This window comes from Agrobacterium sp. NPDC090283, from assembly GCF_044769685.1.
Classification (GTDB): Bacteria; Pseudomonadota; Alphaproteobacteria; order Rhizobiales; family Rhizobiaceae; genus Agrobacterium.
Genome location: NZ_JBIVYG010000011.1, coordinates 159,674 through 180,495 on the forward strand (window position 1 = coordinate 159,674; position 20,822 = coordinate 180,495).

Annotated in this window: 18 protein-coding genes; 10 read left to right on the forward strand and 8 right to left on the reverse strand. The window is 59.4% G+C overall.

Features of this window, described 5'->3' with window-relative positions; genetic code table 11:
* Window positions 1–6: 6 nt before the first annotated feature.
* From mtaB to ACIQUH_RS17235, 3 genes are all read right to left on the reverse strand, one after another.
* Window positions 7–1,281, reverse strand: a complete 1,275-nt coding sequence (gene mtaB / locus ACIQUH_RS17225; RefSeq protein ID WP_400817206.1) for a tRNA (N(6)-L-threonylcarbamoyladenosine(37)-C(2))-methylthiotransferase MtaB — start codon at window positions 1,279–1,281, stop codon at window positions 7–9.
* On the reverse strand, window positions 1,278–2,177 hold the full coding sequence (gene dapF, locus ACIQUH_RS17230; protein ID WP_400817208.1) for a diaminopimelate epimerase: 900 nt from the start codon (window positions 2,175–2,177) through the stop codon (window positions 1,278–1,280). Before dapF ends, mtaB begins: the two co-directional genes overlap by 4 nt.
* A gap of 123 nt (window positions 2,178–2,300) precedes the next feature.
* Window positions 2,301–3,416 (reverse strand): MBL fold metallo-hydrolase, encoded by a 1,116-nt coding sequence (locus ACIQUH_RS17235; RefSeq protein ID WP_400817210.1) that lies wholly within the window; start codon window positions 3,414–3,416, stop codon window positions 2,301–2,303.
* 281 nt (window positions 3,417–3,697) lie between these two features.
* Between ACIQUH_RS17235 and ffh the strand changes: the two genes are divergently transcribed.
* The 5 genes from ffh to trmD all read left to right on the forward strand — a co-directional run bounded on the left by ffh (window position 3,698) and on the right by trmD (window position 7,395).
* The gene (ffh, locus tag ACIQUH_RS17240; protein WP_400817212.1) at window positions 3,698–5,266 is read left to right on the forward strand and encodes a signal recognition particle protein; all 1,569 of its coding nucleotides are present in this window, start codon (window positions 3,698–3,700) and stop codon (window positions 5,264–5,266) included.
* An 11-nt stretch (window positions 5,267–5,277) separates the two neighbouring features.
* On the forward strand, window positions 5,278–5,595 hold the full coding sequence (locus ACIQUH_RS17245) for a chorismate mutase (RefSeq protein ID WP_400817214.1): 318 nt from the start codon (window positions 5,278–5,280) through the stop codon (window positions 5,593–5,595).
* Between the two features lie 33 nt (window positions 5,596–5,628).
* On the forward strand, window positions 5,629–6,006 hold the full coding sequence (gene rpsP / locus ACIQUH_RS17250) for a 30S ribosomal protein S16 (RefSeq protein ID WP_220317723.1): 378 nt from the start codon (window positions 5,629–5,631) through the stop codon (window positions 6,004–6,006).
* 120 nt (window positions 6,007–6,126) lie between these two features.
* Window positions 6,127–6,693, forward strand: coding sequence for a ribosome maturation factor RimM (gene rimM / locus ACIQUH_RS17255; RefSeq protein ID WP_400817217.1), 567 nt, complete (start codon window positions 6,127–6,129; stop codon window positions 6,691–6,693).
* A 3-nt stretch (window positions 6,694–6,696) separates the two neighbouring features.
* Entirely contained in the window at window positions 6,697–7,395 is a 699-nt protein-coding gene (gene trmD / locus ACIQUH_RS17260; RefSeq protein ID WP_400817219.1) for a tRNA (guanosine(37)-N1)-methyltransferase TrmD, read from the forward strand.
* On the opposite strand, the gene ACIQUH_RS17265 is transcribed toward trmD, so the two are convergent.
* Complete coding sequence (locus ACIQUH_RS17265; RefSeq protein ID WP_400817221.1) at window positions 7,377–8,123, reverse strand: sulfite exporter TauE/SafE family protein; 747 nt, start codon at window positions 8,121–8,123, stop codon at window positions 7,377–7,379. The two genes, trmD and ACIQUH_RS17265, sit on opposite strands and share 19 nt — an antisense overlap.
* Window positions 8,124–8,388: 265 nt before the next feature.
* On the opposite strand from ACIQUH_RS17265, the gene rplS reads away from it, so the two are divergent.
* From rplS to ACIQUH_RS17285, 4 genes are all read left to right on the forward strand, one after another.
* On the forward strand, window positions 8,389–8,928 hold the full coding sequence (gene rplS, locus ACIQUH_RS17270; RefSeq protein ID WP_003520506.1) for a 50S ribosomal protein L19: 540 nt from the start codon (window positions 8,389–8,391) through the stop codon (window positions 8,926–8,928).
* Between the two features lie 308 nt (window positions 8,929–9,236).
* The gene (locus tag ACIQUH_RS17275) at window positions 9,237–10,970 is read left to right on the forward strand and encodes a type I secretion system permease/ATPase (RefSeq protein WP_400817223.1); all 1,734 of its coding nucleotides are present in this window, start codon (window positions 9,237–9,239) and stop codon (window positions 10,968–10,970) included.
* Window positions 10,963–12,276: an HlyD family type I secretion periplasmic adaptor subunit gene (locus tag ACIQUH_RS17280; RefSeq protein WP_400817225.1), complete on the forward strand. Its 1,314-nt coding sequence runs from the start codon at window positions 10,963–10,965 to the stop codon at window positions 12,274–12,276. Before ACIQUH_RS17275 ends, ACIQUH_RS17280 begins: the two co-directional genes overlap by 8 nt.
* A 180-nt stretch (window positions 12,277–12,456) precedes the next feature.
* A complete protein-coding gene (locus tag ACIQUH_RS17285; RefSeq protein WP_400817227.1) occupies window positions 12,457–13,410 on the forward strand; it encodes a rhizobiocin in 954 nt (317 codons plus the stop codon).
* 121 nt (window positions 13,411–13,531) lie between these two features.
* Here the strand turns inward: ACIQUH_RS17285 and ACIQUH_RS17290 are convergent, their stop codons facing one another.
* On the reverse strand, window positions 13,532–14,809 hold the full coding sequence (locus ACIQUH_RS17290) for an MFS transporter (protein ID WP_400817228.1): 1,278 nt from the start codon (window positions 14,807–14,809) through the stop codon (window positions 13,532–13,534).
* 426 nt (window positions 14,810–15,235) lie between these two features.
* On the opposite strand from ACIQUH_RS17290, the gene leuC reads away from it, so the two are divergent.
* A complete protein-coding gene (leuC, locus tag ACIQUH_RS17295) occupies window positions 15,236–16,645 on the forward strand; it encodes a 3-isopropylmalate dehydratase large subunit (RefSeq protein WP_400817230.1) in 1,410 nt (469 codons plus the stop codon).
* A gap of 55 nt (window positions 16,646–16,700) precedes the next feature.
* Here the strand turns inward: leuC and ACIQUH_RS17300 are convergent, their stop codons facing one another.
* The 3 genes from ACIQUH_RS17300 to thiP all read right to left on the reverse strand — a co-directional run bounded on the left by ACIQUH_RS17300 (window position 16,701) and on the right by thiP (window position 20,807).
* Window positions 16,701–18,161: a M48 family metalloprotease gene (locus ACIQUH_RS17300; RefSeq protein WP_162936761.1), complete on the reverse strand. Its 1,461-nt coding sequence runs from the start codon at window positions 18,159–18,161 to the stop codon at window positions 16,701–16,703.
* Window positions 18,162–18,468: 307 nt separating this feature from the next.
* A complete protein-coding gene (locus ACIQUH_RS17305) occupies window positions 18,469–19,185 on the reverse strand; it encodes an ATP-binding cassette domain-containing protein (protein ID WP_400817232.1) in 717 nt (238 codons plus the stop codon).
* Window positions 19,182–20,807 carry a thiamine/thiamine pyrophosphate ABC transporter permease ThiP gene (gene thiP, locus ACIQUH_RS17310; RefSeq protein WP_400817234.1) on the reverse strand — a complete coding sequence of 542 codons (1,626 nt, stop codon included), beginning with the start codon at window positions 20,805–20,807 and terminating at the stop codon, window positions 19,182–19,184. The genes ACIQUH_RS17305 and thiP overlap by 4 nt, the downstream gene beginning before the upstream one ends.
* Between the last annotated feature and the right edge of the window lie 15 nt (window positions 20,808–20,822).

Genomic DNA, 20,822 nt, shown 5'->3' on the forward strand with positions numbered 1-20,822 from the left:
GTCGCCTCAGGCCGCATCCGCCGCCAGAAGCTTCATATTCAGATGTTTGCCGTTGTGGCCGGTAATCGCAACCTGCGCAAGAGTGCGCGGGGCAAGATCAGGCGCTGCCACCAGCGTGAAATTGTCGGTATGGGCAAAACCGTTGTTTTCAACGAGTATCGTCTGCACCGAACCGACCATATTTTGCAGATGCGCCTGTCTCAGCATCTCGCCGCGCGCCCGAAGCCGCCCCGCCCGCTCCTTTACCAGCGCGCGGTCGAGCTGCGGCATGCGCGCCGCAGGCGTGCCGGCACGCGGGCTGTAGGGGAAGACATGCAGGCTGGAAATACCGCATTCTTCCGCCAGCGTCGCGGCGTTTTCGAGCATCTCTTCCGTCTCGGTCGGGAAACCGGCAATCATATCCGCACCGAAGGCGATATCGGGCCTCAGGGATCGCACCTCGTGGCAGAAGCGAATGGCATCGGCCCGCAAATGGCGGCGTTTCATGCGTTTCAGGATCATGTCGTCGCCATGCTGGAGGGAGAGATGCAGATGCGGCATGAAACGCGGCTCATCGGCAATCAGATCCATCAGATGATGATCCGCCTCGATACTGTCGATGGAAGAAAGCCGCAGGCGAAGAATATCTGGCACCTGCTTCAGCAATGTCTTGGCGAGGTAACCGAGCGACGGCTCGCCCGGCAGATCAGCCCCATAACTCGTGGCATCCACCCCGGTCAGCACGATTTCGCAATAGCCGCTTTCCGTCAGCCTGCGGGCCTGATCCACCACCGCCCCCATCGGCACGGAGCGGGAATTGCCGCGCCCATAGGGAATGATGCAAAAGGTACAGCGATGATCGCAGCCGTTCTGCACCTGAATGAAGGCGCGCACATGCCCGTCAATGTGCTTGACCATCTGCGGCGCGGTCGCCTTGATGCTCATGATGTCGTTGACGCGCAGCTTTTCTTCCGCCGAAACGCCGAAATCCGGCAGCGCACGATAGGAAGCGCTTTTCAGCTTCTCCTCATTGCCCAGCACCGCATCCACCTCGGGCATTTCGGCAAAGGTCTGTTTTTCCGTCTGCGCGGCGCAGCCGGTGACGATGATGCGCGCATGCGGATTGTCCCGCCGTGCACGCCGGATGGCCTGGCGCGCCTGACGTACCGCTTCGCCCGTCACGGCGCAGGTATTGACCAGCACGGCATTATTCAGCCCCGCCTTTTCGGCCTCCGCCCGCATCACTTCCGATTCATAGGTGTTGAGACGACAGCCGAAGGTTATGACCTCGACGCCGCTCATACAGCCCCCCGTTCGACCGCATCCCGCGCCCAAACGCCGGTGACGGGATCGACGGAACCCGACCATTCCCATTCGGCCGGGCCGGTCATGATGACGTGATTATCCTCACGCCAGTCGATGGTCAGCGGCACGCGGATGGGGCTGGAGGCAACATCGATGTTGACTTTCCTGCCGGTGCGGCCGGTGCGTGCGGCGGAAACGGCCGCCGCACAGGCGGCGGAGCCGCAGGCAAGCGTCAGCCCCGCGCCGCGCTCCCAGGTGCGGGTGCGAAGCGCGCTGTCGGAAATCACCTGCGCCAGCGTGATATTGGCCTTTTCCGGAAACATCGGGTGATTTTCGAGCAGCGGCCCGAAACGTTCGAGATCGAACGCCATCGGATCGCGATCCACCCAGAAAACCGCATGCGGGTTGCCCATGGACATGACGGCGGGCGAATGCAGGATCGGTGCATCGATCGGCCCGATCTGCAATTCGATGCGGCTCGTATCGTGGAACTCTTCCGAAAGCGGAATATCACTCCAGCGGAAACGCGGCAGGCCCATATCGACTGATATCATGCCGTCTTCATGCTCGACAGCGTTGAGGATGCCCGCGACCGTCTGGAAGGTGAAGCTGGTCTTGCCGGTTTCGGACGACAGCGCCTGCACCACGCAACGCGTGCCGTTGCCGCAGGCCTGCGCCTTCGTGCCATCGCAATTGAGGATATCGATGAAGGCATCCGTGCCGCCGATGCGCGGATCGTGAATGGCCATGATCTGATCGAACTGGGTGGCAGGATCGGCATTAAGCGCGATTGCCGCCGCCGGCGTGACCATATCTTTACGGCCGCGCATATCGACAACGAGAATCTTGTTGCCAAGCCCGTTCATCTTCGCAAATTCGACCGTATCCGCCATTGCCCTAAACCTGAAAACTGTCTGAAAATCGGATTGCATAGGGGATTTCCCCGCACTTTCGCCCTATATGGCGGAAAGGACAGCAAATTACCAGACTGTTGCGGCGCAAACGCGGCGGCGGCCTTAGGCTAAAGGCACGTCGAAAACCTCGCCGGGGCGCATCGGCCGGAACCGGCTCTCCTCGACCCCCTGCTCCGACAGCGCAGCCTTAAGCGCCGCAAGCGGCGCATCCACCGCCTCATCGGTGAGCTGTACCGTACCCCAATGGTGTCCGCAGACATGCGCCGCACCGCAAAGCTTCATGCCTTCCACGGCTTCCGCCGGGTTCTGGTGCTGGCCCTTCATGAACCAGCGCGGTTCATAAGCGCCGAAAGGCAGGTTGGCGAGTCGGAATTCGCCGTGTTTCTTGCGCGCGGCGTGGTAGTTGAGTCCCTCGTGAAAGCCGGTATCGCCGATATGGTAGATCTTGCCACTAGGCGTTTCGATAACGAAGGCTGCCCAGAGCGCCATGCGCCGGTCGTTCAAACCGCGGGCTGACCAATGGTGGCAGGGCTCGAAGTGAATTTTCACCGAACCCGTCTCCACCACATCGCCCCAATCGCCCACCTTGATACGCGCCGCCTCGACACCGGTGCGGATAATGGCGTCATTGCCAAGCGGCGTGATGAAAAGCGGCTTGTGCGCCACGTGCAGGCGCTTCAGCGTCTCCATATCCAGATGGTCGTAGTGATTATGCGTCACCAGCACCAGATCGATGGGCGGCAGATCCTCGAAACGGATGCCGGGCGGATTGACCCGCTTGGGACCGGCGAAGCTGAAGGGGCTGGTACGCTGCGACCACACCGGATCGATGAGAATATTCAGCCCGGCCGTCTGGATGAGAAAGGAGGCATGGCCGACGAAGGTGACGCGCATATCCCTGCCGTCGATCCGGGCTTCCGGTTTCGCGAAGGGAAAGGGGCTGGGATAGTTTTCCGGCCATGTGGCGCGCTCGCCATTGAAGCGCCACTTCAAAAGGCCCATGACATTACCGGGCGGCGAGCCGCCGGGATTGAAGAAGCGCACCCCGTCGAAATGATCGGAGATCGGGCCGCTATAATAGGCGCTGGCGTTCGAACGGCGGGCATAGAGACCCCCGCCCGCCAGAGCGAGCAGACCAAGAGCGGAAAAACGAAAGAAGTTTCGGCGTTTCATGACAAAGGTATAGGAAGCGGAATGGCGCCGTTCAAGCGCCGCCAATCGCGGCTTGCGGCCGATCACGCAAAGATGAAATGCAGGCTTTGCCGGCCGCAAACCGGCATCGCCTTGACTTTTCCCGCACTTTCCTGTTTATCCCGCCCATCAGCTGGCAGTTTCATGACTCCAAGCCGCCGACCGGGACCCGCAAAGGTATAAAGAGATCCCGGAGGTCAACACCCGACAGCGCGATGCGCCCTCGGGTGCTTTTTGGCTTTGCGTCTTGTTTTTGCCAGCGAAAGCACCGACGTTTCGGAGAACCCGGAACGAAGAAGGAAGAAGCGATGTTTGAAAACCTCCAGGACCGCCTTGGTTCCATTCTGAATGGACTGACCGGCCGTGGCGCGCTGACGGAAGCCGATGTTGCCGCCGCCCTGCGCGAGGTTCGCCGTGCGCTTTTGGAAGCGGACGTTGCGCTGGAAGTCGTGCGTTCCTTCACCGACAAGGTGCGTGAAAAGGCCGTTGGTGCCGCCGTCCTGAAGTCCATCAAGCCCGGCCAGATGGTCGTCAAGATCGTCCATGACGAACTTGTCGAATTGCTCGGCACCGAAGGCGTCTCGATCGACCTGCATGCGGCTGCCCCCGTCGTCATCATGATGGTCGGTCTGCAGGGTTCTGGTAAAACCACCACGACAGGCAAGATCGCCAAGCGCCTGACCGACCGCGAGAAGAAGAAGGTGCTGATGGCATCTCTCGACACGCGTCGTCCGGCAGCACAGGAACAGCTACGCCAGCTCGGCGTCCAGACCGGCGTCGACACGCTGCCGATCATCGCCGGCCAGTCGCCGACGGATATTGCCGCGCGCGCCGTGCAGGCTGCGAAACTCGGCGGCCACGACGTCGTCATTCTCGACACCGCTGGCCGCACGCACATCGACGAACCCTTGATGCTGGAAATGGCCGACATCAAGAAGAAGTCCAACCCGCATGAAATCCTGCTGGTCGCGGATTCGCTGACCGGTCAGGACGCCGTCAATCTGGCACGCAATTTCGATGAGCGTGTCGGCATCACCGGTCTCGTACTCACCCGTATGGATGGCGACGGACGCGGCGGTGCGGCCCTCTCCATGCGCGCCGTTACCGGCAAGCCGATCAAGCTGATCGGTATCGGCGAGCGTATGAATGAACTCGACGAGTTCCATCCGCGCCGTATCGCCGACCGTATTCTCGGCATGGGCGACATTGTCTCGCTGGTCGAAAAGGCCGCCGAAAACATTGACGCGGAAAAAGCCCGCGCCATGGCCGAGAAGATGGCCAAGGGCAAGTTCGATCTCAACGATCTCGCCGACCAGCTTGGCCAGATGAAGAAGATGGGCGGCATGGGCGGCATCATGGGACTGATGCCCGGCATGGCCGGCATGAAGGACAAGATGGCTTCGGCCGGCATGAACGACAAGATGTTCGACCGCCAGATCGCCATCATCTCGTCGATGACCAAGGCCGAGCGCGCCAACCCTGACATTCTGAAGCACAGCCGCAAGAAGCGCATCGCCGCCGGTTCCGGCACCGATGCCGCCGAAATCAACAAGCTTCTGAAGATGCATCGCGGTATGGCCGACATGATGAAGGCCATGGGCGGCAAGGGCAAAGGCGGCATCATGAAGCAGATGATGGGCGGCCTTGCCGGCAAGATGGGCCTCGGCGGCCTTGGCGGCGGCATGCCTGACCTGTCGAATATCGATCCGAAGCAGCTCGAAGCGCTCCAGAAGCAGGCGGAAGCCGCCGGTCTCGGCAAGCCGGGTGCAATGCCGGGTCTTGGTGGCATGCCAGGTGGATTGCCGGGCCTGGGTGGCGCCAAGCTGCCGGGTCTTGGCGGCATGCCGGGCCTGCCCGGCTTTCCGAAAAAGAAGTGAGGGGGACGCCAGTGAACAATGCAGAGGTGAAAGCCCAGCTTTCCGAATACCGCCAGTCGATCGACAATATCGATGCCGCACTGGTTCACATTCTTGCCGAACGTTTCCGCTGTACCAAGGCGGTGGGCGTGCTGAAGGCAAAGTACAATTTGCCGCCGGCAGACCCGGCGCGCGAGGAATACCAGATCGAACGCCTTCGCCGTCTGGCGAAGGACGCCAATCTGGACCCGGATTTCGCCGAGAAGTTCTTGAACTTCATCATCACGGAAGTCATCCGGCATCATGAAGCAATCGCCGCCGAACATGGCGGTAACGAAAAGACCGCCTGAACGGCGGACAAGCCATCCTAAGGAGTATATCACATGGCACTTAAAATTCGTCTCGCACGCGGTGGTTCCAAGAAGCGCCCGTATTACCAGATCGTCGTTGCTGACGCCCGTTCGCCCCGCGACGGCCGTTTCCTCGAGAAGGTCGGTTCCTGGAACCCGATGCTTGCCAAGGACAACCCGCAGCGCGTTGAGCTGAAGGCTGACCTCATCAAGGAATGGATCGCCAAGGGCGCACAGCCGACCGACCGCGTTCTGCGCTTCCTCGCCGAAGCCGGCCTTGCCGAGCGCGCCGCTCGCAGCAACCCGGAAAAGGCGAAGCCGGGCAAGCGCGCTCTCGAGCGTATCGCTGAAAAGAAGCAGAAGGCTGAAGATGCAGCCGCTGCTGCTGCGGAAGCCTCTGCTGCAGAATAATCTGCACGGAAACTTTTGAGGAACGGGTGGCGTGGTTTTCCATGCCGCCCGTTTTTTGTTTATTTTGGCGTCAACAAACCTTAAAGCTGACGCAACCAACACCAGAAGACGGACGGCCCGATGGCAAAGCTGGAAAACCCGGTACTCATGGCAAAAATCGGCGGCGCGCAGGGCCTGCGCGGCGAAGTCCGCGTCAGCACCTACACGGCCGATCCGATGGCGCTCGGCGATTACGGCAATCTGGTCACTGCCGATGGCCGTGTTTTCGAAATTCTGGAAGTGCGCGAGGGCAAGAATGTCGTCGTCGTCCGTTTCCGGGGCATCAACGACCGTAATGCGGCGGAAAGCCTGAACGGGCTGGAACTCTTCATCGAACGCGACAATCTGCCTGACGACGAGCTTGACGATGACGAGTTTTATTATGCCGATCTCGAAGGGTTGGAAGCCGTCGATGCCGAGGGAAAAAGTTATGGCGCCGTCAGCGCCGTCTATGATTTCGGCGCCGGCGATCTGCTGGAGCTGAAGGGCGCCGGCCGTCGCCCCGCCCTCATTCCCTTTTCGGAAGCGGCCGTGCTGGAGATCGATCTGGAGGCCGGGCGCATTCTTATCGACCCTATGGCCGCCGGCCTGATCGACAATCCCGACGACAGGGACGAAACCGGCGTATCGCCGTTCGGCAAGAAATAATCCATGATCTTCAAGGCGACCGTTCTGACGCTCTATCCGGAAATGTTTCCGGGGCATCTCCAATATTCGCTGGCCGGCAAGGCGCTGGAGCGGGGGCAATGGTCGCTGGAGGCCGTACAGATCCGCGAATTTGCCACCGACAGGCACAGAAGCGTCGATGACACACCGGCAGGCGGCGGGGCCGGCATGGTGCTGAAACCCGATGTTCTGGCCGCGGCCATCGACCATGTTTCGGAAGGCGACACACGGCCGCGCCTGCTGATGAGCCCACGCGGCAGGCCGCTCTCACAGAACCGCGTGCGTGAACTGGCGGCGGGCGAGGGCGCGATCATCGTCTGCGGCCGGTTCGAAGGCGTCGACCAGCGGGTGATCGAGGCGCGCGGGCTGGAGGAAGTGTCGATCGGCGATTACATCCTCTCCGGCGGGGAGCCGGCAGCGCTGACACTGCTGGATGCCGTCGTCCGCATCCTGCCGGGCGTCATGGGCAACGATCTTTCCGGCGTGCATGAGAGCTTCGAGGGCGGGTTGCTGGAACATCCGCATTATACCCGCCCGCAGGTCTGGGAAGGCCGCGATATTCCCGCCGTCCTCACGTCAGGCAATCACGCCGCCATCGACAAGTGGCGGCACGAGCAAGCGCTGGCGCTAACGAAGGAAAGACGGCCCGATCTGCTGGAAAAAACTCAGGCCGAAACGAAATAATAGGCCGTCAGCACCAGCCCGACCGCAATCACCAGCCAGCGAATGATCCACTGCGGCACGCGCCTCGCCGTATGCACACCCGCATAGCCGCCGAGCGCGGCTGCCGGAAACATGATAAGCGCCGCCCACCAGGACACGACACCACCGCTGACAAAGATGGTAATGGCGATGACGGCGATCACCACCGACAGCAGGTTCTTCAGCGCATTCAGATGATGATAGCTGCCGCCGGAGGTTATCCCGAGGATGGCCAGCATCATGATGCCCATGCCCGCTCCGAAAAAACCGCCATAGATGGAGGCGAGCCCCTGAAAGACGAGACTCGGCAGATTGCCGGGAGAGCGCTCCGTACTCACCTTCGGCCTGAGCCACGGGCCGGCGGCGAAAACGGCGGTGGCGGCCACAAGCAGCCATGGAACCAGCTGGCGGAAGGATGGATTGTCGAGCGACAGCAGCAGCAGCGACCCGGCCAACCCGCCGACAACGGAAACGGCCGACAGCAGGATTGCCTCGCGCCAATGGGCGCGGATTTCCGGCCCATAGGCGATCACGGAAGTGATATAACCCGGAAACTGCACGATAGCCGAGGTGGCATTGGCGACGATGGGCGGCAGGCCGGCCAGCGTCATCGCCCCGAAGGTCAGGAAAGTGCCGCCACCGGCGATCGCATTGACGACACCAGACAGAAAACCGGTGGCAAACAGCATGAGAACGATGAATATGGACATGGCCCCTCCCAAGGTTCCCATGCCATATCCGCCAGCACGCCGCTTCGCAACTGCCGGAACGCGGCGCGTAATTGATAAAATATTGTCATGAAAGGGATGACAAACGCCGCATCCTCGTGTATGTGCCCGCGTGGAAATGGGAAATATCCCAACCGAAAGCAAAGAATGGCGAACCCGCTCCTGCCGAAAGGCATGGTCTGAAGGCATTGACCGACAGGCGAACCGTTGAGCGCTCTGGCTGTTTCAGAAGAAATCAGAGGTTAACATGACCAATATCATTCAGCAGCTGGAAGCCGAACAGGCCGCCAAGATCGAGGCAAAGCGCACCCTGCCCGAGTTTTCTCCGGGCGACACCCTGCGCGTCAACGTGCGCGTTACGGAAGGTAACCGTACCCGCGTTCAGGCTTACGAAGGCGTTTGCATCGCCCGTTCCGGCGGCGGCCTTTCCGAAAGCTTCACCGTTCGCAAGATCTCCTACGGCGAAGGCGTCGAGCGCGTATTCCCGATCTACTCCCCGCTGGTCGAAGGCGTTGAAGTCGTTCGCCGCGGTAAGGTTCGCCGCGCGAAGCTCTATTACCTGCGCGACCGTCGCGGCAAGGCTGCCCGTATCGTTGAGAACACCGGTACGCGCGCCCGCAAGCTGAACGAGTCCGAGCGTCAGGCGCTTGCCGACGAAAAGGCACGTCTGGAAGCCGAAAAGGTAGCAGCAGCACAGGCTCTCGCCGCCGAGAAGGCAGCAGCCGAAGCAGCAGAAGCCAAGGCAGCGGAAGAAGCAGCAAAGGCTGCGGAAACCGCAGCGGAATAAGATTTCTATTTCGATGGATTGATCGAAAGGCGGTCTTCGGGCCGCCTTTTTTGTTGCCCCGACATATTGCAGCAAACCACGCAGGGAAAATTCCGCAGGCAGGGCCGAACCCGGCAAGCATTGGCTTGCCAGAGCTTGCCGAACGAAAGCTGCGCCTTTCAGCCATTTCCTTCACGGAAGGATGCGGCGTATTTCGATTAACAACAAATGCTTATCTGATTTTTTTGCCCGGCTGTTTTAGCCCATTCTCGAACAGCATTGCCTAATTCCATTTATTATGCGATTTTCTTGCCGTTTTAGGTGTTATTATGTTTTTCTTTAATTCTTTTTTAACAAAAAATAAGTCCGCTTTCCTGGCCGTTGGCCTCGCCAGCGCGTTGATGAACATTCTTAATCTTTCCGGCTCGCTTTTCATGCTGGAAGTTTACGACCGTATTCTGCCGAGCAAGAGCATTCCATCTCTTGTGGCATTGGTCGTTCTCCTGATCGTTCTCTACGCGTTTCTGATGGCGTTCGACGCGTTAAGGGGCCGGATATTGGCGCGCATCTCGGACAATATGGATGACGCGCTCAATCGAAAGCTTTTCAGGGCGTCGATCAGCGCGCCGCTCCTCGCTTCCGCCAAGATCGATGGGCTGCAGATCGTCGGTGATCTCGATCAAATTCGCCAGTTTCTCTCCGGGCCGGGCCCGGCGGCCTTTTTCGACATTCCCTGGCTGCCCATCTATCTGCTGATCTGTTTCGCCCTGCATCCCTGGATCGGTTTTGCGGTGCTCGGCGGGGCCGTGGTTCTCGTCGTGCTGACGCTTCTGACCAACTGGCTGACGGAAAAGGCGACAAAGCAGGCCTATGCCGCGCGAGGGCAGAGAAACGTTCTTGTCGGCAGCAGTCAGCGCAACATTGAATCCATCAAGACCATGGGCATGATGGCTGCGGTGACGTCCATGTGGGACGAATTGCACTCCAGATATCGCTCCGTCACCCTGTCGACATCGGACACGGCAGGCATGCTCGGCGCCATGTCGCGAACCTTCCGCCTGTTGCTGCAATCCGGCGTCATGGCCATTGGCGCCGTGCTTGTCATCGACGGCAATGCATCGGCGGGCAGCATCATCGCGGGTTCAATCCTTTCCGCAAAGGCGCTCGGCCCGGTCGAACATGCGATTGCAAACTGGCGCAGCTTCATGACCGCAAGACAGGGCTTGAAGCGCGTTAACGAGTTTCTGGAACTGGTGCCCGAACCCGCACCGCCGCTCTCCCTGCCGCGTCCGCAATATACCGTCGCTGTTGACCGTGTAACGGGCGGGCCACCCAGTGGCGCGCGCGATACGGTCGCCGATATTACCTTCACACTGAACGCGGGCGATGGTCTCGGCATCATCGGCCCAAGCGCATCCGGCAAGTCCACATTGGCACGCTTGATGACCGGCATCTGGCCCTATGAACGCGGCTCCGTCCGCTTCGATGGGGCCGCGCTCAACCAGTGGGATTTCGAGTTTCTCGGCAAATCCATCGGCTACATGCCCCAGCAGGTGGAGCTGATGCCGGGGACCGTGGCGCAGAATATCGCACGTTTCGACCGCGATGCGACAGCGGAAGCAATCGTCGCCGCAGCCAAGGCCGCACAGGTGCATGAGCTGATCCTCAATCTGCCCAATGGTTACGACACCCATATAGGTGATCGGGGCGAGGCTTTGTCGGGCGGGCAGAAACAGCGCATCGGCCTTGCCCGCGCGCTGTTTGGAGAACCCTTCTTCGTCCTCCTCGATGAACCGAACTCCAATCTGGACAGCGAGGGCGAAGGGGCGCTGCGCAATGCCATTGGCGACATCAGGGCGCGAGGCGGCATCGTCGTCGTCATTGCCCATCGCCCCAGCGCCATCGAAAGCGTCAATCTGGTGATGGTGATGAGCAACGGCCGGATGCTGCGCTTCGGCACGAAGGAAGAGGTGCTGGCGCAAATCCTGCGGCAGAATATCCGCCAGGTGCCTGAGGAGGAAGAAACGCGCAAGATTGAAAACCGGGTGAGCGAAAATGGTTGAGGCGGAAAAACCCGGCATGACGAATGCTTCCATTCTCAGACACTCGACCGCGGTGGTCGTTCTCGCCCTTGGCCTCCTGGTCGGATTGGGCGGCTGGGCGGCTTTCGCAAAACTTGCCGGCGCGGTGGTGGCCACGGGCCGGGTGGTTGTTGAAGGCAATTCAAAAAAAATCCAGCATCTTTCCGGCGGCATCGTCAGCGAAATCAATGTTGCCGAAGGTGACAGGGTCGAGGCCGGTCAGGTCCTCTTGCGGCTGAGTGCCACCGTCGTTCAGGCGAACCTCTCCATCGTCGAAAATACGCTAGCGCAACTTTATTCGCGTCGGGCTCGTCTGCGCGCGGAAATTGCCGAGGCGCCGTCTTTCACCGTGGCGGAAGATCTGGCGGCCCTGACGAATTCGAAGGCGGCCAAGACCTTCATCGATAGCGAGCAGAACCTTTTCAACAGTCGCCGCAGCGCGTTGAGCGGCATGAAAAAGCAGCTTGGAACACGCAAGGATCAGCTCGCCGACGAGGCACACGGTCTTGAGGTGCAGGTGGAGGCGACGGAAAATGAGCTTGCCATTGTAAAGGAAGACGTTTCCAAGACCGACGAGCTGTTCAAGAAAGGGCTTGTCACGCTTCAGCGCCTCAACCTCCTCAAGCGCCAGCTTTCCAACCTCGAAGGCCAACAGGGCCAATATATCGCCGCGCGTGCGCAGACGGTTGGCAAGCTGAGCGAACTGGACCTGCAATTGCTTCAGCTCGACGAAGACCGCAAATCGGAAGTCACGAAAGATTTGACATCGATCGAAGCAACCGTTGCCGAATATGAAGAGCGGCTGGCGGCAACACGAGACCAACTGGATCGTCTCGATATCCGCTCGCCCATTGCCGGTCGCATCTATCAGCTTTCAGTGCACAACATAAATGGTGTCATTCAACCGGGCGAAGTGCTGATGCTGGTGGTGCCGGAACAGGATGAGCTTGCCATTGAAGCCAATATTCCGCCGCGAGACATCGATCAGATTTACGTCGGGCAGCCGGTCATCATTCGTTTCACGGCATTCAATCAAAGTACGACGCCGGATTTGAATGCAGAAGTTGCAGTCGTCGCCCCCGACCTGCAGACAGATTCCCGAACTGGCACATCCTATTACGTGCTGCACATCAAACCCGACAAAGCCGGCACCGCGCACCTGCCTGGCGGGAGGTTGTATCCCGGCATGCCGGCTGAAGTGTTTATCCAGACCAGCGAGAGGAGCGTTCTCTCCTATTTTGTTAAACCATTCCAGGACAGGCTCAGAAAGACGTTTGTTCAGGAATAGTATAGCGCGATATGCAATAGGATGGGTATAATTTTCCAATACACCAAATACGTGATTTTTTAAAAAAATGATTTTTCTTATATTGTATTATGGTTTTTTATGTATTAAATATCACCCGCAATAATTAGCAGAAACTTAATTTTAATTCATCGATTTCTCAAAGATTTTTAGGAGTTTAAAATGGCGTTAAAAGTAACGTTTGGTAATGGCGGCGCCGCTTCGGTTTCCTCGCTTACCTCCCTCATCGACCAGGAAGCTTATAAGCTCCTCACGGAATCGACCGCCCAGGTGAAGAACGGTTCCTCGATGGAATCCGGCAGCGTCAACGTCGGCGCTGTAGCGGTCCCCGGCACCGGAGCAGGCGGTAAGGTTGACGTTGGCTACGACGCTTCTTCGAACGGCTTCACATTTGACGTATCGTCAGCATGGAACTCGGTAAAGAACGCTCTCGCCCAGTCCGACACCTCTGAAAACCTCATCTTCAAGGATTTCGTTCAGGTCGACGTTCATCTCGGCGGCACCGGCTCGTCCACCGTGGAAGTTATCAATGCCAAGCGTGGCAACATCTCGACTGGCGCAGGCAATGACACGGTCAACGTCTCCGTCGTTTCGAACGACAAGGCTTGGGTAAACGCCTTCAACATCGACACGGGTGCCGGCAACGATACGATCACCGTGAAGGCCGGAACTGCATTCAACGAAGCAGGTGCTGGCGGCATCGCTGCCGGAACCAATGTTGTTAACGGTGGTGCCGGCGTCACAGACGGCAGCTTCACCTCGGTCAAGATCGATGCTGGTGCGGGCGACGATAAAATCGACCTGAGCGGTGTAAACTTGGCTTCGTCGCTGGTGACCGGCGGCAAGGGCGTCGATAAAATCATTGCAAGCGGTGGTGCCGACACCTTCGTTTTCAATCTCGGCGACATGGCCAAGAGCATCGCCACCGACACCATCGAAGGCTTCAACGCCTCCGTGGACAAACTGAAGCTGGTCGGCACCGTGCTCGACAACTGGGCAGTCTCGACGTTCGAAAACGACACCATCCTCAGCTACAACGTTTCTGGCGAGCACAAGGGTGAGAAGATCATTGTCGCCGGTGTTCACCTGACCGGTAGCGATTGGTTCACCGCATAATTCTCTCAAAGAGAATTTCATCTATTGTCGCTTAAAATGATTGTGGCCCGGAAACCTCCGGGCCACATTTTTTACATATGCGACGGTCGGCAACCGCATCGGCTGCCGCTGTCTTCCAAAGTCAGGCGGCCTTGACCTGACTGCCCATTCTACGCGTTGCGATGATGACCAGCACCCCTGCAAGCGCCAGGCAGAAAGCAAGGAAGAACATCGGCGCGATGGTGCTGCCGGTCTGATCCTTGATCCAGGGCACGACATTCTGCGCCACGAAGCCACCGAGATTACCAACCGAGTTGATCGCGGCGATACCGGCAGCCGCGCCCGCGCCCTTGAGGAAGCGACCGGGCAGGCTCCAGAACACCGGCTGGCCGGCAAAGATGCCCGCGGCGGCGACGCAGAGGAAAGCGAACTGCAAAACCGGATCGCTGAGCAATGCCGACATCAACAGGCAAAGGGCGCCGATGAAAGCAGGACCGACGATATAGGGCGTCTTGTTCTTCGCCTTGTCGGCTGCCAAAGGCACGACGAACAGGGCGATGGCCACGATCACCCAGGGGATGATGTTGATGAAGCCATTGGCAGTGTTGGAAACGCCGAAGCTCTTCACGATGGTCGGAAGCCAGTAGCTGAGGCCATAGGCCGCCAGCGGAAATCCGACGTAGCAAAGCGCCATGAACAGAACGCGCGGATTGATCAGCGCCTTGAAGCCGTCCTCCGCATGCTCTTCCATGCCCCTGTTCTCTTCGGCCAGCCGGTTCTTCAGCCAGTCTTTCTCATCCTGCGTCAGAAACTTCGCCTTTTCCGGGGTGTCGTCGAGATAAAAGAAGGTGACGATGCCGGCGATGACGGCCGGAATACCCGTTGCCAGGAATACCCATTCCCATCCGGCATAACCGAGGAAACCATCCAGATCGAGCAGCATGCCGCCGAGCGGCGCGCCGATGGCATTGGCAAGCGCGCTGAAGATCATGAACAGGCCGATCATGCGGCCGCGATAATCGCGCGGGAACCAGAGCGTCATCAGGAAGAGCACGCCGGGGAAGAAACCCGCCTCGCAAAGCCCGAGCAGGAAGCGCAGGATGTAGAACATCGTGGCGTTCTGCGTATAGGCAAGCGCGATGGTGACGGCACCCCAGGAAACCAGAATGCGGGCGAACCATTTGCTGGCGCCGAAACGATTGAGGAACAGGTTGCTCGGCACTTCGAAGATGAAGTAACCGATGAAGAACAGCGAAGCGCCAAGGCCATAGGCATATTCGCTCAGACTCAGCGCATCGACCATCTGCAGCTTGGCATAGCTGACATTCTGGCGGTCGATATAGGCGATGAGATAGAGAAGGCCAAGAAACGGCATCAGCCGCCAGGTGATCTTCGAGATAAGGGCTTTTTCGGATACCATGTGCTTTTCCCTCCCTTCGATTTCTCGTCGAAACGCAAATGATAAGGGAACCCATCTATATGTGCATTGCAAAATACGCAAGTTGCATTGCATCATAACCATTGGAGAACCCCCGCAACACAGGCCTGTTACGGGCCTTCCGCCATGATGCAGCGCATATGGAAAATGCCGAGCCGTCGCGTGCAGTGCTATACGCATTCATATTGCCGTAAAACCAGCGATCTGCTATGAAGGCTGCCATGGGATCTAAATTCAGATGTCTCGCGCAGAATGTTTATGTGCTGCAGGACCACAAGCGTCTGCCGGCACGGTTCTTTGCGCGTGTTTCCGGGGCGCTCACCAGCCGACTTAGGCTCGCCTGACAGCACCGCTGTCCACCGCCTTTCTGAACCCTGATTACCCTTTTCCATGACAAGGCATAGAGCCATGAGCGCACCCCGCACCTTATATGACAAGATCTGGGACGACCACGTCGTCAATCGTGACCCGGACGGAACCTGTCTTCTCTACATCGACCGTCACCTCGTGCATGAGGTGACGAGCCCGCAGGCTTTCGAAGGCCTGCGCATGGCCGGTCGCCCCGTGCATTCGCCGGCCCGTACGCTGGCCGTGGTCGACCATAACGTACCGACCACCGCCGACCGGCTGGAAGGCATCAAGAATGAAGAAAGCCGCATTCAGGTGGAAGCGCTTGCGCAGAATGCCAAGGATTTCGGCGTCGAATATTATTCCGAGCGCGACAAGCGTCAGGGCATCGTCCACATCGTCGGCCCTGAACAGGGCTTCACCCTGCCGGGCATGACGATCGTCTGCGGCGACAGCCACACTTCGACGCACGGCGCTTTCGGCGCCCTGGCGCATGGCATTGGCACCTCGGAAGTGGAGCATGTTCTGGCGACCCAGACGCTGATCCAGAAAAAGGCCAAGAACATGCTGGTGCGTGTCGACGGCAAGATTCCTGATGGTGTTACCGCCAAGGATATCATCCTTGCCATTATCGGCGAGATCGGCACGGCTGGTGGCACCGGCCACGTGATCGAATTTGCCGGCGAGGCGATCCGTTCGCTCTCCATGGAAGGCCGCATGACGGTCTGCAACATGACCATCGAAGGCGGCGCCCGCGCCGGTTTGATCGCACCTGATGAGACCACCTTCGATTACATCAAGGACAAGCCACGCTCGCCGAAGGGCGAAACGCTGGAACAGGCCATCGCCTATTGGAAAACGCTGAAATCCGACGAAGGCGCCCATTATGACAAGGTCGTGGTGCTGGATGCGGCCAACCTGCCGCCCATCGTCTCCTGGGGTTCATCTCCGGAAGACGTGACTTCCGTTGAAGGCATTGTGCCCAATCCCGATGATATCGAGGAAGAAAACAAGCGCGCTTCCAAGTGGCGTGCGCTTGACTACATGGGCCTGAAGCCCGGCACGCGCATCACCGATATCGCCATCGACCGCGTCTTCATCGGCTCCTGCACCAATGGCCGCATCGAGGATTTGCGCGCGGCGGCGAAGATCGTCGATGGCCGCAAGGTCGCTCCCACCGTTTCGGCCATGATCGTGCCCGGCTCCGGTCTCGTGAAGGAACAGGCGGAATTGGAGGGTCTGGACAAGATTTTCCTCGACGCCGGCTTCGAATGGCGCGAACCGGGCTGCTCCATGTGCCTTGCCATGAATGACGATCGTCTGAAGCCCGGCGAACGCTGCGCCTCCACCTCGAACCGCAATTTCGAGGGCCGTCAGGGCTACAAGAGCCGCACCCACCTCGTCTCCCCCGCCATGGCGGCGGCGGCGGCAATCGCCGGTCATTTCGTCGACGTGCGTGAGTGGCAATAATCGCCGCAGATGCCTGATGACAAAACCCCGGATCGCTCCGGGGTTTTTCTTGGGCCTATTCCGAAATGATCTTCACCCGTTGACCCGGCTGAATGGTGGCCGTTGCGCTCATGGCATTGATCATGCGGAACATGTCGAGCTTCCGGTCGGTTCCCATCATCCGCGCCGCCATCGTCGCCACGGTCTCACCGGGCTTCACCGTCACCACCCGCACCCTGAGCGGCTTCAGCGAGGCGATTTCCTGCGGCGTCATCTTGCGGAAACTGGTGCGCAATGTATTGGCGATGGAATCGAGCTGCGTATTGCCCTTCGGCACGGCGGTCAGGAAACGGAATATCTGCTGGCCGACACGAATGACGGTCACGTCGAAATCCCATTTATCCGCACTTGCCCGGGCTGTCGCAGCCTCCAGACCATTGATCTGGGTTTCCTTGACGGTTTCCGGCAGCAGGCCGGCAACCCAGCCGCTGGTCAGATAATTGGCAAGGCTCGTCTGTTTCGGATCGGCGACGCCGTCAAAACGGATCGCCATATCGCCCGGCCCCGTCGCCAGAACGGCCTCGACCTTGTTGTCGATGACGAAACCTTCCGGCACATCAAAACGGATGCCGAGCGTTCCGTGCAGGAACGTCTGGCCGCGGACATAACCTTCCTGCGGGCTATCGCCATAAAGCAGGCCGTCTATGCCATCCAGAAACCAGTCGCGACCACGATCCCCGACCTGGCCGTCCTGGCCAAAGGCGCGGGCATGACGGCGCGCAAGCTCGATGCGCTGCGGCGTGTTGGGGTGGCTGGAAAGGAAGTCGAGGCTCTGGTCGTTTTCGGGATCGGCCGAAGAGAACCGCGCATAGGCCGCCATGGAATCCAGAAAACGCGGCGAGGCAAAGGGGTCGTAACCGGCCTCGCCCAGCATCCGCACGCCGATCACATCCGCCTGCAATTCCTGCTGACGTGAAAAGGCCGCGAGCCGCAGCTTGCCGCGCGCGAGCGCCTGTTTGCCGGCAAGATCGCTGGACAGCACTTCGGCAACCACCCGGCTGGCAATCACCTCCGCCTCTTCCCGCCGCTGGCGTTCGATGCCGTGATTGGCGGTGACATGGCCCATCTCATGTGAAAGCACGGCGGCCACTTCCGAAGCATCGTTGGCAAGCGCCAGAAGCCCGCGCGTCACGTAAAGATATCCGCCCGGCAGCGCAAAGGCGTTGATGGCCGGCGAGTTGAGGATAGTGATGCGGTAGGACTGTTGCGGGTTTTCCGAAACGGCCGTCAGCGCGCCGGCGATACGGGCCACAAGCCGCTCCGTCTTGGCGTCGCGATATTCACCGCCATAGCTCGCCACGATGCGCGGATGCTCGCGCGCGCCCATCTGGGCACGGGGATCATTCTTCTGCACTTCTTCCACGGTCTGCGGATTATCCGACGGGCGCAGGGTGGACTGATAGGCCGGGCTGAAAAGAGACTGGCACGACGACAGGAACACCGCAGACGCCGTCAGCACACAACAGGCGGCAGCCATCCTGCCCGAACGGCGAAGGCCTGAACGGGAGAAGAGCCTCCACTGTGCAGTCATGCTATTTCTCATTCTCTATGCCTGCCCCTAACGTTCCTGATCATCCGTTAATTGCAGACCAGAATAACAGATTCGCCCCAACGGGCGATGAATGCCGAAACGGTAAAAACGATCCATCAAGTCCGGATTATTCCTGAAGAACGCAATAATTCCCATCTTTTCTCGGGCAACAACTTGAAACTGGCAAGTGCAAATTAGCGCCATTGAAGTCATCTAAAGCGATTGCCAGCGGCACACGTCGAAAATAAGGCGATCACCCGTTCAGAAAACTGTCCACCGCATTCACATTTTGTGTGGCGAAGAAATCTGCGGTCGGGCCGGTATAGACAACACGGCCGCGTTCAAGAAAAACCACCTGCTGCGCCAGCTTTTTTATGTCGTCGGGGTGATGCGTGACAATAATCACCGTGTTTTTTGTTTCTCCATGCAAGTCGAGAAGCAGGGACGTCATACCCGCCCGCAATCCCGGATCGAGTGCCGCAAAAGGCTCATCGAGCAGCATGACCGGTTTTTTCCTGACCAGCGCGCGCGCCAGCGCCGCCCTCTGCCTTTCTCCGCCGGAAAGCGTGCCTGGCAAGCGCTTGTCGAAACCCGCAAGCCCGACACGAACGAGGGCCTTTTCGATCCGTTCCCGGTCTTCCATCCGCAATTTCAGCCCGGGGCTGACACCCAGAGCGACATTGGTGAAAATATCGAGATGCGCAAAAAGATTATTGTCCTGAAAGATCGATGAGACCGGTCTTTCCGAAGGATCGAGCGCGGTCACGTCCTGTCCGCCGATCATGACGCGGCCGGAATCCGGCGCCTCGAAACCGGCGACGAGGTTGAGAAGCGTCGACTTGCCCGAACCGGACGCGCCGACGACGGCGGTTATCCGGCTTTGTGGGAATGTGCAATCGAGGTCGAAATCCTGTGTTCCAAGCCGTAGCCTGACCTTGTCCAGTTCAACGGCAAAATCATTGCCTGTCATATGCTCGCCCTTGCTGGTTGGGATTGCCGCGAAACGCCGCCTGCGGCAAGCAGCAGGCAGATGATGCCGAGAAGGAAGGCATAACCGGCGGCGTCATTGGTGCGATAGCTGCCCATATTGCTATAAACCAGCCATGGCAAGGTGACGAAATTTTCCGACCCGAACAGGGCAACCGCGCCTAAATCGCCGAGAGACAGAGCCATTGCGAAGGAAAACGCCATGGCCAGCGGCCGCCACAGAACCGGAAGATCGGCGAACCGCAATCGCGTCAGGCCCTGAAGCCCCAGACTGGCGGAAAGCCGGCCAGTGCGCAGAAAATGACTGGTGAAAGCCGGCTCCAGCACCCGCATGGCAAGCGGCAAAGCCATCAGCATATTGATGAGCGCCACGAGGACGGGCGCATAGAAGCTGACATCGCCGAAGACCCGCAATAGCAGGAACCACCCGCTTCCCAACACCACAGGCGGCACCAAAAGCACCAGCGAAGACCCTGCCCCAAGCAGAGCGGAGAGGAAGCGCAGGGGGGGCCCCGCCTTCCGTCTGGAGCTGACCGCCTGGCGCGCGCCGATGATCGCCATGCAGCAGAGCACGACGAGGGCCGCGGAGAGAAGGGCGATTGCAAGACTGGTCGCCGCCGCGCGCAGGAAAATCGGCGCGGACAGAAGACGTGGCAGATCGGCCCTCAAACCCGAGACGGCTATGGCGACAAGCGGCAGGCCGATCAGCAGAATAGCGAAAACGATGGCCGCGCCATCCCAGAGGCGGGCGCCAATGCCCTTGCCATCGAAACGGCGAAAGGAACGACCAAGCGAAGGAATTTCCGCTTCGGGCGACGGCAAAAAAGCGAGAAGGCCGAGCAGGATTGCGGTGAGGGCAATCTGCAGAACCGAAAGCGCAATCGCCCGCTGCGGATCGAAATCGAACCGCAGCGCCTGATAGATCGCCACCTCCAGTGTCGTGGCCGCCGGCCCGCCGCCCAACAGAAGAACGAGCGTGAAGCTTGTGGCGCACAGCATGAAAACAAGCCCGGCAATGCCGGGAACGAGACGCGCGATTGCCGGCCATTCGATAAAACGGAAAATCGAAACCGGCCCCATGCCGAGGCTCGCCGCCATGCGCCAATATTCACCCGGAATACGCTCCAGCCCGGCGAGCATCAGCCGGACCGAAAGTGGCAGATTGAAAAACACATGGGCAATAAGGATGCCGGACAGGCCGTAAATGCTGAAAGGTTCATCCGCTCCGGCAAAAACGAGAGCCGTATTCAAAACACCCTGCCTGCCCCAGATGGCGATGATGCCGAAAGCGCCGACGATGACAGGCAGACCCATCGGCACCGCCATCAGCCTGATGATCCAGATCCTTCCCGGAAATGCGTGTCGCCGGCCAAGCGCCAGCGCCACCGGCAGGCCGAGAACAATGGAAAGAACAGTGGAAAGCGTTGCCTGATAAAGCGTGAAACGCAGGATGCGCAGGGTATAGGCATCCATGATGCCGGCCGCGGAAGCGCCGGCATCAAAGAACAGGAGAGCCGCAACGGCGAGCGCCATGAACAGGAAAACGGCGGCAAAAGCCGCCGTTCCGAAAATGATCGACCGCCGGTAATCACGACGCAGCATCATGCGCGGGTGTGCCTC